General features: G+C 70.8%; 11 protein-coding genes and 1 pseudogene. 2 read left to right on the plus strand and 10 right to left on the minus strand.

The window, feature by feature from the left end; translation table 11 throughout:
• The 9 genes from G7070_RS16080 to G7070_RS16120 all read right to left on the minus strand — a co-directional run bounded on the left by G7070_RS16080 (position 1) and on the right by G7070_RS16120 (position 11,153).
• Entirely contained in the window at positions 1 to 918 is a 918-nt protein-coding gene (locus G7070_RS16080; protein WP_166234579.1) for a carbohydrate ABC transporter permease, read from the minus strand.
• Positions 918 to 1,805 carry a carbohydrate ABC transporter permease gene (locus G7070_RS16085; protein ID WP_166234580.1) on the minus strand — a complete coding sequence of 296 codons (888 nt, stop codon included), beginning with the start codon at positions 1,803 to 1,805 and terminating at the stop codon, positions 918 to 920. The genes G7070_RS16080 and G7070_RS16085 overlap by 1 nt, the downstream gene beginning before the upstream one ends.
• 99 nt (positions 1,806 to 1,904) lie before the next feature.
• On the minus strand, positions 1,905 to 3,275 hold the full coding sequence (locus G7070_RS16090; protein WP_166234581.1) for an extracellular solute-binding protein: 1,371 nt from the start codon (positions 3,273 to 3,275) through the stop codon (positions 1,905 to 1,907).
• Positions 3,276 to 3,375: 100 nt separating this feature from the next.
• Complete coding sequence (locus G7070_RS16095) at positions 3,376 to 4,485, minus strand: ROK family transcriptional regulator (RefSeq protein ID WP_206079837.1); 1,110 nt, start codon at positions 4,483 to 4,485, stop codon at positions 3,376 to 3,378.
• 146 nt (positions 4,486 to 4,631) lie between these two features.
• Complete coding sequence (locus tag G7070_RS16100) at positions 4,632 to 6,614, minus strand: BCCT family transporter (RefSeq protein WP_166234583.1); 1,983 nt, start codon at positions 6,612 to 6,614, stop codon at positions 4,632 to 4,634.
• Between the two features lie 110 nt (positions 6,615 to 6,724).
• On the minus strand, positions 6,725 to 8,350 hold the full coding sequence (locus G7070_RS16105) for an MFS transporter (protein WP_206079838.1): 1,626 nt from the start codon (positions 8,348 to 8,350) through the stop codon (positions 6,725 to 6,727).
• Complete coding sequence (locus G7070_RS16110; protein ID WP_166234584.1) at positions 8,347 to 8,799, minus strand: DUF2871 domain-containing protein; 453 nt, start codon at positions 8,797 to 8,799, stop codon at positions 8,347 to 8,349. The genes G7070_RS16105 and G7070_RS16110 overlap by 4 nt, the downstream gene beginning before the upstream one ends.
• 75 nt (positions 8,800 to 8,874) lie before the next feature.
• Complete coding sequence (locus G7070_RS16115) at positions 8,875 to 9,183, minus strand: hypothetical protein (RefSeq protein ID WP_166234585.1); 309 nt, start codon at positions 9,181 to 9,183, stop codon at positions 8,875 to 8,877.
• A gap of 584 nt (positions 9,184 to 9,767) precedes the next feature.
• The gene (locus G7070_RS16120; protein ID WP_166234586.1) at positions 9,768 to 11,153 is read right to left on the minus strand and encodes an LssY C-terminal domain-containing protein; all 1,386 of its coding nucleotides are present in this window, start codon (positions 11,151 to 11,153) and stop codon (positions 9,768 to 9,770) included.
• Here G7070_RS16120 and G7070_RS20065 point away from each other — a divergent pair.
• Both G7070_RS20065 and G7070_RS16125 read left to right on the plus strand, forming a co-directional pair.
• Positions 11,077 to 11,655 (plus strand): annotated as a pseudogene (locus tag G7070_RS20065) (DUF998 domain-containing protein); the annotation flags it as partial. The gene G7070_RS16120 and the pseudogene G7070_RS20065 sit on opposite strands and share 77 nt — an antisense overlap.
• 32 nt (positions 11,656 to 11,687) lie before the next feature.
• Complete coding sequence (locus G7070_RS16125) at positions 11,688 to 11,963, plus strand: hypothetical protein (RefSeq protein WP_166230695.1); 276 nt, start codon at positions 11,688 to 11,690, stop codon at positions 11,961 to 11,963.
• On the opposite strand, the gene G7070_RS16130 is transcribed toward G7070_RS16125, so the two are convergent.
• Positions 11,960 to 12,634 (minus strand): CatA-like O-acetyltransferase, encoded by a 675-nt coding sequence (locus G7070_RS16130; protein ID WP_166234587.1) that lies wholly within the window; start codon positions 12,632 to 12,634, stop codon positions 11,960 to 11,962. The two genes, G7070_RS16125 and G7070_RS16130, sit on opposite strands and share 4 nt — an antisense overlap.
• Positions 12,635 to 12,819: the final 185 nt, after the last annotated feature.

Here is a 12,819-nt window from a genome sequence, read left to right on the forward strand (position 1 = left end):
TCAGCCCTTCACCGCTCCGCCGACCAGGCCGCTGGACATCCGCCCCTGGACCAGCAGGAAGAACACGATGACCGGCAGGGCGACCAGCGTCGAGGCGGCCATCACCTGCCCCCAGTCCGTCTCGCGGGTGGCGCTGGCCTGCAGGAAGCCGCGCAGCCACAGCGGCAGGGTCCGGGACTGCTCCTCGGTCATGATGACCAGGGCGATCGTGAACTCGTTCCACGCCTGGAGGAAGGCGTACACCCCCGAGGCGACCAGTCCGGGCGCGAGCAGCGGGAACGTGATGCGCAGGAAGGCCTGGGTGCGGGACAGCCCGTCGACCATGGCGGCCTCCTCCAGGTCCACCGGGACACCGGCGACGAAGCCGCGCAGCATCCAGACGGTGAAGGGGACGACCGCGGCCGTGTAGAGCACGATCAGGCCGATCGCCTGGTTGAGCAGCCCCAGGGAGCTCATCATCTTGTACTGCGCGATGAACAGGCCCTCGGCGGGCAGCATCTGGATGAACAGCAGCGCCAGGATGAAGGAGCGCCGGCCGCGGAACTTGAACCGGCTAATCGCCAGGGCGCCGAGGAAGGCGATTACGATCGCCGCCGCGACGGTGCACAGCGTCACCACCAGCGACGTGCCCAGGGCGCGGACGAAGGCCGGATCGGAGATCACCGTGACGAAGTTGTCCAGGCTGCCGTCGGCGAACGGGGTCAGCGTGGGCGTGGTGCGCTGCAGGATGACGTTGGGCAGGAAGGCCGAGTTGATCATCCAGTAGACGGGGAAGACCCAGGCCAGCGCGATCACGATCGCGACCAGGCTCCACAGCACGGTCGTCGGGCGCGGGAGGCGGCGGCGAGGGGTCGGGGCGGCCGCACGGGACGGGCGCTGGTCGGCCCGGACGGGGGCCGCGGCGGTGTCGGCGCTCATCACGCCTCCTCCTCCTTCATCAGGGAACGGACGTAGTACCAGGAGATGGCCACGGTGAGGGCCAGCATGAACACCGACACGGCGCTCGCCATCCCGAAGTCACCGGCGCCGGTGCCGAGTTGGTAGATGTAGGTGCCGAGCAGGTGGGTCTCGTTGGGGAAGCCGCCGGCGTCCTGCAGCAGGCGGATCTGGGTGAACACGCGCAGGTCCCAGATGATCTGCAGCAGCAGCACGATCGAGACGACGGGCGCGATCAGGGGGAGCATGATGTGGCGGACGCGCTGCCAGCCGGTGGCGCCGTCCATCTGGCCGGCCTCCAGGATCTCCGGGGAGACCTGGGTGAGCCCGGCGAAGATCGACAGGGCCACGAACGGGACGCTCATCCAGATGACGATGATCGCCGCGATGGCGAAGAACGACAGGGGTTCCACGAGCCAGTTGTGGCCCGCGGCGTCCACGCCGAGCCGGACGAGGAACCAGTTGAGGAAGCCGCGGCGCCAGTCGACCAGCCAGACCCACACGGTCATGGTGGCGACCACGGGCATGGCCCAGGCGACGAGCATCGCGATCTGGAGCAGGATGCGGAGCGGTGCCGGGACGCGGCGCATCAGCAGGGCCACGAGGCCCCCGATGACGACGGTGGAGAAGGCGCAGACGAAGCAGAAGGCCAGCGAGCGCAGGATGACGGCCCACAGGTTGGGGTCGGTGACCAGGGCGGCGTAGTTGCCCAGCCCGATCCACTCGGGCGGCTGACCGAACTGCTGGAGCAGGCCGAACTTCTGGAAGCTGGTGACGAGTTGCCACCCCACCGGGTAGCCGAGAGCGGCGAGGAGCAGGGCGACGGTGGGAAGGATGAGAAGCAGGGGCACGCGACGGCGCGTGGGCATGGTGCAGCCTTTCGGATTGGCCGAGGGTGGCGCGGTCGGCGACGCGACGTTGCGTCGCCGACCGCGCCGGGTCGACCCGTGATGGGTCGGTGCCTCAGATCACTTCAGGTTGAGCATCGGGGTGATCTTGGCGTCGTACTCCTTGGCCAGGCCCGCGAGGTCGTCGGTGTCGCGGATCTTGCCGAAGAACTCCTCCAGCACGGTGGCCGACTCGACGGCCGCCCAGCCGGGAGCGGCCGGGGTGAGCTTGGAGTTGCTGGCCGACTCGATCAGGGCCTTGGCGAACTGGTCGTCGCCGAGGCTCTTGACGTAGTCGCTGTTGGCCGGCCCGAGGCCCGCTTCGCCCAGCTTCGTCTGGTACTCGGAGCTGAAGATGATCCGCATCAGGTCCTTGGCCAGGTCCTGGTTCTTGGACTTGGCGGAGATACCGATGTTGGAGCCACCGGCGAACACCGGGGCGGGCTTGCCGTCGTTGCCCGGCAGGACGAACGTCGAGAACGTCGCGTCGTTCCAGGTGCGGATCGGCTTGCCGTCCTTCTCGCCGAGGTCACCGATCGACCAGTGCGCCCAGCCGGGAGCCATGATCGTCGCGGCGGCCAGGCTCGTCTTGCCCGTCTCGTTGCCCTTGTCGTCCTTGATGACGTCGGAGTCGTTGACGTAGAGCCACGGCGTGGCGTCCTTGGCGTCGGCCGGCGCCTTCGAGGCGTTGCGGTAGAGGTCCTGCAGCTGCGTCAGGCCCTTCAGCGTGTTGGCGTCGGACAGCGTGGAGACCCACTTGCCGTTCTCCTTCTTGGCCAGATCGCCGCCGTTGGCGAAGATCCAGGAGATGCCGTTGCGCCAGTCCTGGCCGCCGAGGAAGAAGCCGCTGAAGTTCTGGATGCCGCGCGGGTTCTTCGCGGTGATGTCCTTCACCGACTGGTTGAACTCGTCCAGCGTCTTGGGCGGCAGGGTGGTGCCCGCCTCCTTCCACAGGTCGGACCGCACGAACATGTAGCGCGAGCCGAAGTAGTACGGCAGCGTGTAGTTCTTGCCGTCGACCGCGCCGACCTCCACGAAGCTCTGCAGCAGCTTGTCGCCGCCCAACTCCTTGTACAGATCGCTGATGTCGGCGAACGCCCCCACGTTGGTGAACGTCGGCGACTGCGTGTTGCCGACCTCGGTCACGTCGGGGGTGTTGTTGGCGTCGGGCAGCTGGGTCGTCAGCTTGGTGACGATGTCGCCCCAGGTCTGCTCCTCGACCTTGAGGGTCGCGCCGGTCTTGCTCTTGAACTCGTCGGCGAGCCATGCGCGGAGGTCGTCCGGCGTGTCACCGCCGATCACCCACATGGTGATGGAGCGGTCGGCGTTGGCCGCCCCCGTGGTCGTCGGTGCGGCGGTCGGCTGGCTGCCGGCTCCCCCGCAGGCGGAAAGGAGCAGCGCTGCCGACACTGCCAGCGCCGTTGTCACCTTCACTCCGAGTCGTGTGGCCATGTCCCCGTGATTCCTTTCTGGTGGCCGCTCGCGGCCGTTTGCGATGAGCACACCGGGTGCGGCGTGCTGCGTGTGGCGGTGGAAGTCCCCCGCAGGGGTGTCAGGCGACTCCCAGTTGGTCCCACAGGACGAGCACCGCTGCGCCACGCAGCACGATGTCGTCGGGATCCGAGGCACGCCGCACGACCCGCTCCGTCGCGGGTCGGGCGAGCAGCCTGGACCTTAGGGTTGCGTCGACCTGGCCGAGCAGGACGTCACCGACGAGCCCCTGGGGACCGGCGATGACCACCTCCTCCAGGTCGAGCGCGGCGACGACCGGCGCGATCGCGATCGCGAGTCGTTCGCCCCCGTCCCGCAGGGGCCGCTCCGGGTCGTCCGGATCGGCCTCGGCGAGGAGACGTTCGAGGTTCGGTGCCGACAGCCACGTCTCGAGGCAGCCGGACTTCCCACAGCGGCAGGCCGACCCGTTGTCGGTGCCGACTGTGACGTGGCCGATCTCACCGGCCGCGTAATGGGCGCCGCGGACGCGCTGTCCGCCGACGATGAGGCCGCAGCCGACGCCGCGACCGATCTTGACGAGCATCATGTCGTCGCTCCCGCCGCCGAACGTGCTGACCGCGTGCGCGGCCGCGTCGGCGTCGTTGGAGACGAAGACGGGCAGGCCCGTCGCCTCGTGCAGCACCTCGCGCAGCGGGACGTCGTCCCAGCCGAGGTTGGGCGCCGTGTCCACGGCGCCGCCGGGCCCGACGATGCCGGGCGTCCCGACACCGATGCCCAGCAGGGGCGCCGTCGCGGCGGCGATCGCCTCGTGGACCAGTTCCACCACGGCGCGCACGACGGGGTCCTCGCGCGGGTCGACGGCGGCGTCCGCGATCGGGGGCACCGGGCGCTCGACGCGGCTGAGGATCGTGCCGTCCAGGTCGAGGACCGCCGCGCGCAGCACCTGGTGTTCGGCCAGGTCCACGCCGACGATCTGCAGCCCGCTGCGGTTCACGTCCACCAGCGTCGCCGGCTTGCCGGGCCTCCCCTGCGCCGCCGGCCCCACCTCGACGGCGTGGTTGCTGCCCAGGAGTTCCGCCACCAGGTCGCTGACCGTGACCTTGGTGAGCCCCACCGTGCGGGCCAGGTCGGCCCGGCTCATGGGGCCGGCGCTGTAGAGCGACTGCAGGATCAGACTGAGGTTGTGGCGGCGCCCGTGCGTCGGCAGCATCGCGCGATGGGGATGCGCGCGTCGTGCACGGGGAGCCACGTTGGTCATAGGAGTTAGTAAACCTAACTAACTCTCACCACGCAAGCGATCGGGCCCAGGAGTGCATCACGAATCGGTAACCCCGCGGGGCGCCGGCCGGCGCGGGATCAGGCCCGCGGCGCGTCGGCCTCCCCCGCGTCGGGCTCCGCGCCCGGATCGACTGCGCCGCCCAGGGCGTCGAGGTCGGGCACGTCTCCCTCGGGCACGTCTCCCTCGGGCGTCCAGCCGTCGGCGTACGTCCCGGTGGCGTAGTCGTAGTCGACCGGACGGCCCTCCTCGTCGGTGCGCTGGTACCACTCGGTGACCGCGGAATCGTGGGAGTCGAAGTCCGCGCCCGCCCCCTCGCCCTCGGCCGACCGGCGCACGACGAGGTCGAAGTCGTCGCCGTAGCGGTCGACGCCGCGGCGCACCGCGTTGCGCAGCGCCGAGGTGGCATACGACTGCCGGATCACCAGGGGGTCGGAGCGCAGGTCCTTCGCGAAGGACAGCATCATGAGGATGAGGATGATCGCGAACGGGATCGCCGAGACGATGATCATGTTCTGCAGGCCGTTGAGGGCGTCGCCGCCACCCACGAGCAGCATCACGACCGCGATGCCCATCATCGCCAGCCCCCAGAAGATCGTGACGGGCTTGTCGGGGTCGGACTTGCCCCGCTGCGACAGCGTCCCCATCACCAGGGACGCCGAGTCGGCGGAGGTGATGAAGAAGATCGAGATGACGACCATGCCGATGATCGGGGTGATCTGCGCCAGCGGCAGCGTGCTCAGCACGTGGAAGAAGAGCTCCTCCGGCGGGCCGTCGGCGGAGATGGAGTCGCCGTTCTGCCGCAACCAGATGCTCGTCCCGCCGAGGATGCCGAAGGTGAACATGCACACCAGGGTGGGCATGGTGATGACGTAGAGGACGAACTCGCGGATCTTGCGGCCGCGCGAGATCTTGGCCAGGAACAGGCCCACGAACGGCGACCAGGAGATCCACCAGGCCCAGTAGAAGACCGTCCAGGCGCCGGTGAACTCGGCCGCCTCGGGCCCGTAGGCCGGGCCGAGGCCGAGCATGTGGAAGAAGCTCTGCGCGTACTCCATGATCGCGGCGGGCCACATGTTGAGGATGAACAGCGTCGGCCCGGCGATGAAGATGAACAGCGACAGCGACAGGGCCAGCGCCATGTTGATGTTGGACAGCCAGCGGATCCCCCGCCCGACGCCGGAGACCGCCGAGGCGATGAAGCAGGCGGTCAGGATCGCGACGATGCCGATCAGGGCGGCGTTGGGGAGCTTGCCGAGCCCGCCCACGATCTCGACGCCGCGTCCGATCTGCATGGCGCCGATGCCCAGGGACGCCGCCGTGCCGAACAGCGTCGCCACGATCGCGAACATGTCCACCAGCCGCCCGGCGACGCCCTCGACGCTGCGGCGTCCCAGCAGGGCGGTCAGGATCGCGCTCATCAGGGGGACGCGGCCGCGGCGGTAGGCGCCGTAGGCGATCGCCCCGCCCACCAGGCCGTACACCGCCCAGGGCCCCACGCCCCAGTGGAAGAACGTCTGCGCGAGCGCCTTGACGGCCGCCTCCGGGGTCTCCGCGGTCGCCGCGCCCGGCGCCGGCGACTGGTAGTAGGTGAGCGGCTCGAGCGGGCCGAAGAAGATGATGCCGATGCCGATGCCCGCCGAGAACATCATCGCGACCCAGGAGAACTTGCGGTACTCGGGCTCCTCGTCGTCCTTGCCCAGCGGGATGGTGCCGTAGCGGCTCATGCCGATGAAGAGCATGAACAACACGATGACCGCGACCAGACCGGTGAACAGCCACCCGACGTTTGCCAGCGTCCAGTTCAGGGCCGCCGTGGAGACGGTGGACAGCGACTCGGTCGACACCACGCCCCAGACGATGAAGGCCAGGATCAGCGCCGCGGTGACGCCGAACACCACCTTGTCGGTGCCGTAGCGGTTCCGCTGTTCCTCGACGCCGATCCCGGGGACGAGCGCCGGGTGGATGCCGTGCGGGTAGGTCTCGTCGACCTGCTTGAGCAGCCGCTTGGCCGCCGTTCCGAGCCCTGCGCGGGGCTTGGGATCCTGCGTGTCGTCGCCCATGGGGAGTCCCCCTCCGTTCGGCCGCTTGCCGGGGTTGATGTCTCGTGGCCGCTAGGCAGACTACCCCGGGCGGTTCGGACGCCCCCGCGCGGGCGCGTCCAGGAAGGGCCTCAGTGGGACGCCCGGCGCAGCTGGAACGCGCCGACCAGGCCCAGGAACAGGAACAGCGTCGCGACCACCAGGGACCAGCGGGTGGCGTCGGTGAAACCGGCCGAGAGCGCGTCGACGGCGGCAGCGGTGTGCTCCCCCAGCGGGCTGTGGACGCCCTGGGCGCGCAGCTGACCGATCATCGTGCCGGCCGAGCTGCGGGTCACCGACGCGAGCTGGTCGGCCTCGGCGCCGGTGATCCCGGCGGCGCCGAGCGACGCGGGCAGCGTGGCGGCCAGCGACACCGACAGCGCGGCGCCGGCGAAGGCGGTGCCGAGCGCGGACCCGATCTGCCGGACCGTGCTCTGGGTGGCCGAGCCCTGCCCCGACACCTCCACGGGAACGTCGCGCAGGACCGTCCCGGTGAGCTGCGCGGACGCCAGCCCCAGGCCGAGCCCGTAGACCACCAGCGGCACCCCGACGAGCCAGCCTGAGCTGTCGGGCCGGATCAGCAGCGCGAGCGCGAGCACCCCGACCACCTCGAGGGTGAGGCCGATCAGGACCGTGCCCGGTGCGCCGTAGCGGGCGGCCAGGTGCCGGGCGGACGCCCCGGAGAAGAACGCCCCGACGGCCATGGCGGCGAGCACGAGGCCCGCGCCCATGACGTCAAGGCCGAGCGCGTTGATGAGGTACAGGGGCAGCACGAAGATGATGGCGAACTCCCCCACGGCCACCATGGCGGCGGTGGTGTTGCCCCACGAGAACGTGGGCAGCTTGAACAGGTTGAGGTCCAGCAGCGCCGAGCGGCGGACCTTCTCGCGGTGCCGCTCCCACACCACGAAGAGCGTGAGCGCGACCGCGGCGACCGCGAAGGCGACCGGCACGATCGAGACGGGGGCGGTGGCGGGCCACGTCAGCCCGAGGAGGTTCAGGTCGGCCTTGGGCGTCCACCAGCCGAGGTCGGGACCCTCGATGATGGCGAACACCAGGGCGCCGAAGCCGATCCCGGACAGCAGCGCGCCGTCCACGTCGGCACCGGGCCGCCCCTGCGCCCCTTTGGTCTCGGGGACGGTGAACAGGGCGGCGACGAACACGATGGCGCCCAGCGGGATGTTGACCAGGAAGATCCAGTGCCAGGAGGCCCATTGCGTCAGGGCGCCGCCGGCCAGCGGCCCCACGGCGGCGGCGCCGGAGATGACCGCGCCCCACACGCCGAAGGCGGCGCCTCGGTACTTCCCGCGGAACACGGCGTTCACCGTCGACAGGGTCGAGGGCATGATCATGGCGGCGCCGACGGCCTGGACGGCGCGCGCGGCGATCAGCGGCGTCGCCGCGTCCGCGAACGCGGCCAGGACGCTGCCGCCCACGAAGACCACCAGGCCGACCAGGAACAGCAGCCTGCGGCCGAGCCGGTCGGCGAGCCGGCCGGTGGAGAGCAGCAGCGCGGCCAGCAGCACCGCGTACAGGCTGTTGACCCACTGGGCGTCGGTGAGGTCCAGGTGGATGTCGCTGATGATGGTCGGCAGCGCGACGCCGACGATGGTGCCGTCCAGCACGATCAGGCCGAGGCCCGTCGCGAGGACGGCGAGCGCGAACCAGTCGCGGCGCGTGGGCGCCGCGACTGGTTCCGAGGTGGTGGAGGTGCTCACAGGCTCAACGATGCCGCAACGTCCTCGGTGGCGGGGACCTCGCGCTGCTTGAGCGCCTTGCCCAGCATGAGGAAGAACAGGATGAACGCGGCCGTGAGGAGCATGTGGCCCATGCCGGCGACGCCGGCGATCATCTTGGTCGACTCCAGGCCCAGGACGGTCAGGGAGCCGTGCCAGATCAGCATGGCGCTGGTGAGCACGACGCCCGCGTTCCACGTCCAGAAGAACCAGTCGAACATCTTCGAGCCCGACAGCGAGAACGCCTTCTCGGTGAGCAGGAAGATCAGCCCGAAGATGGTGCCGAGCGTCAGCAGGTGCGTGTGCGCCAGGCCGAGCTGGGTGAACTGCCCCTCGGGGAAGCCGTTGAGCTTGGTGAACTCGCGGTAGAACAGGCCGGACGCGACGCCGACGGCCATGTACGCGAACGAGGCGTAGTAGAGCTTGCGCATGAAGACATTTCCTTTCCCAGGTACGTCTTCAAGACTAGAAATGCCTTGTCGCGTGGGCATCAACCGTTCGGTTGATCAGCCCTCCACCGTTCCATGCTCCGCCTCGTACTGCGCCTTGTTCCACAACGCGAAGTAGAGAACGGTGGTCCAGTGGAAGACGCCCATCGTGCGCAGTTGGTCGCGGTCGTCGCATTCGTCGTCGAACCGCAGCCCCTCGAATGGCTCCAGCACGGGCTGATCGGCCTTCTGGGCGGCCCGCGCGAGCACGGCGGCCGCCTGCTGCGGGTCCGCGGGGAGCGCGTCCACCGCGGCGCCGGCGCGGCGGCAGCGCTCCACCTCCTCGTCGACCATGGCGGCGAGCCGGTCGATGTCGTTCTCGGACATGATGTCGACCTCGATGGTCTCCAGCAGGACGTGGCTGTCGCGGTGCTCGGCCAGGAACTGCGCGGACTCCTCCAGCGCGCGCAGGAAAAGCTCGGTGTTCGCGGGCGGCTCCGCCTCGGCGGTGGCCTTCGGCGCAGCGGGCGTCCCCCGGACAGGGCTCGCGCGACGCGGGCGAACAGCCCGGGCTCGGGCTCCGGCTCGGCCGCGGCGGGCGCCGGCGGCGTGGTCGCGATGATCCGGGCCGCCTCGAGGAAGCGCTCGACCCGGGCGAAGCCCAGGGTGTAGTCGCCGCTGATGGCGTGCAGCGGGCCGCGGCTGGTCACGTTGCCGTCGGCGTCCTCGTCCTCCAGCCCCTCCGAGATCAGCGAGGCGCAGGCCTGGGTGTCCCCCGAGGCGAGAAGCCGGTACAGGAACGGCACGTCGTAGGGCCACTCGGACAGTCCCTCGATGCGCTCGGGGCGATCGCTGTAACTGCGGGGGCGGTTGCTCAGTGCGTACAGGTAGGACCGATTGGCCATGACGGGTCTCCTCAGGGTGGTGTGGCGGCAACCTAGCAGCCCTCGCCAACACCGCCGGCGTCCCGGTCAGCCGATCGGCATGTCCTCGCCGCGCTCGCGCACCCAGGCCGCGGACGACGTGGAGGTGAGCGCGATCAGGGCCAGGCACTGCAGCGTGGCGCCCAGCAGCGTCCCGTTGAAGCCCAGGCGGGCCGCGCCGGTGATGTAGTCGATGGCGGCGAACAGCACGCCCAGCCCCAGCAGGACCATCAGGGCGAACCGGGACCGTGGCCCGCGGCGCAGCACGCCGCGCACCAGGAGGATCTGGACCAGCAGGATCACGACCCCGACCGCGATGACGAAGCCGCGGGCCCACGCGTCCTCGTCGGGGGTGCCCAGGGTGCCCGGGTCCTGGATGGCCTCGATGATCATCGAAGCGACCGACATCGCGGTGACCACCAGGGCGAGCAGCGCCGCCAGCACGATCGACACCGGGGCGCGGCGCAGGGACACGGTCCGGCTCGGGGTCCCCCGTCCGGGCTCCAGGGCCCCGTCGCTGGTGGTCTCGTCCTCCGTGCCGGACGGCAGGGCCGGCCCCGCGACGGCGACGGCGTTGAGATCGAGGATGGGGAGGTTTCCGTCGGTGACGAACTGGTCTCCCCCGCCGTTGCGGGAGTGGTAGCCGGTCGTGAAGTGGGGCAGGTCGTGCACCACGACCGCGTCGTTGTGGCGGAGCACCGAGTCGATGATGTGGTCGCGCTCGATGTCGGTGTTCTCGTCGATCCGGTGCGTGATCTGGAAGGTGAAGAGTGACAGCCCCACGTTGGTGTCGTAGGTGCCCGCCCCCAGCCAGTCGACGTGGGTGCCGCCGGGCAGCAGCCAGCCGGGCGGGGTGTGCCAGAACCGGACGTGGTGGCGCTGCTTGGGGTTCCCCGCGACCTCCTGCTGGTAGGCGACGTCCTGGCGGCGCCCGAACAGGGTCAGCGGCGAGACGGGCGCCGTCGGGTAGCTGCGCCGGGTCAGCGTCGAGACCACGATCCCCCACGTGGACGCCGGGGTGATGTCGTCGGCGCGGTGCCAGCCGGCCCGCAGCATCACGGCGTCCAACTGTTCGACCTCGCCGTCGACCGCCAGGTTCACCGGGTCGCCGAGCAGCCCGTCGGTGGTCCGGGTGCGGCCGAAGAAGTAGTCGGGGACGTAGAAGTCGGTCAGCATCCGGTGCAGCCGTGGCAGGGCCAGGTAGGCCAGCACCGCGTAGACGGGCAGCAGCAGCAACGACGACCACCAGGTCCGGATCCCCAGCAGCGACCCGAGCACGGCCAGGAAGACCGCCGACGCCGTCCCGAGCAGGAAGAAGACCCGGTCGACCCTCGTCGAGGTGGGCATCGGCTGCTGCATGCGCAGCGCCCAGCGCCGGTGCGTCAGCGAGTGCTCCGCCGCCGGGCGGCGGGCCGGGAGGTCGTCGGGGTTCATCGGTGCCAGTCTGTCACGGAAGGCCTGCCGGGTACCGGCCGCTGCGGCGTCCGCGGTCGCCGCGCCGGGTCGGTCGTTCGGGCCACGCGCGAGCCCGCCGCGCCTTAGATTGTGCTCCCAAGGGGCGGACGTGGACGCACGGGGCAACGGTGCCGCGGCCGGGGTGATCGGACCGCTGGTGTTCGTGGGGGTGTTTCTCATCGAGGGGGCGCTGCGCCCCGGCTACGACGCGGCCGCGGACTTCGTCAGCGCGCTGTCGTTGGGCCCGCGCGGCTGGGTCCAGATCGCCTCGTTCCTGCTCACCGGCGCCTGCCTGATCCTGTTCGCCGCGTGGCTGCGCGCCACCTTCCCCTCCGGGCCGTCCTCGATCGCGGGGCCGCTGCTCCTGGGCCTGATCGGGGCGGGGCTGTTCGCGTCGGGCCCCCTGGTGATGGACCCGGCCGGCACACCGCTGGACGCCGCGACCTGGCACGGAATGGCGCACAACATCCTGGGCGCGCTGGTGTTCGTGCTCATGCCCGTGGCGATGTTCGTGTGGCTGCGCCGGATCCGGCGCGAGCCGCGCCTGGGGGCTTCTGGCGCACCACGCTGTTCCTGGCCCTCGTCACCGTGGTCGCGGACCTGGTGTTCTCGCTGGCGAGCAAGGTGCCGGCGTGGGCCGAGGCGACGGCGCCCTGGGCGGGCGCGCTGCAGCGCGCGGTGCTGGTCCCGTTCCTGGTGTGGGTGGCGCTGTTCGGCGCGGTGCTGCTGGGCGCCTCGCGGCGCCGCGCCGCGCGCCCGGCGCTTGCCGGGGCGGGCGCGCGTCGCTAGAGCGGCGTTGCGCGGCTGTCGACCCAGGACGGGTCGGCCAGCAGGGCGGAGAACTCCTGGATCAGGCGCGCGGTGTGGAAACCGTCCGCTGCGGCGTGGTGGATCTGGACGGCGAGCGGCAGCACCGTGGTGTCCCCGCGGCGGGCGTAGCGCCCGAGGGTGAAGATCGGCGCCAGGTGGCGCCAGGCGTTCTCGATGGCCAGGGTGTTCGACGTGAACGACACCCAGGGGATGCTCGACACGTCGAAGGTGTTGGGCGGGGGCGACCCCTGCGGGCGGAAGGCGGTGGCGTCCGCGTGCTCGGCCAGCAGCGGCGCGGCGACGGCGTGGAAGGCCGCGAAGTCGGGGTCGTACGGCGCCCAGACGGCGGCGAAGGTCTCCCGGCGCGGGTTGAACACCGTGAACGACGGGTGCAGGACCGGCCAGACCGCCGGTCGGTCGTCCGCGAGCAGGGTCATCCTGAACTCGTCGTGTCGGTTCACGACCGTCGCCAGCGCCCAGATCTGGGCGAGGTAGGTCTTGCGCGGCGAGCGGGCCAGGGCGGCGACGAACGCGCCGGCGTCCACCTCGACGGAGAGCGCGTAGCTGCACGGCACCGCCGTCAGGTAGTGCTCGAAGTGCTCGCGCCGGGGCCAGGAGGCGACGTCGAGCGGGCGCGGGGCTGCGGTCATGCGACCGATCCTGACCAGTGCGGCCGCCCGCCGCAACCGAGGCGGTGATGGGGGATCGCCTGGCTGAACGTCAGCCGCCCGCGCCGCTGGGACGCCGACGCCCGCCGTCCCGCTCGCCCTAGGATCGCCACGTGCCCACCCTCTCCCCCACGCTGCCCGACCGGAGCGGTCGGCGCCTCGACGAC

It is taken from the genome of Propioniciclava coleopterorum, from assembly GCF_011393335.1.
Taxonomy (GTDB): Bacteria; Actinomycetota; Actinomycetes; order Propionibacteriales; family Propionibacteriaceae; genus Propioniciclava; species Propioniciclava coleopterorum.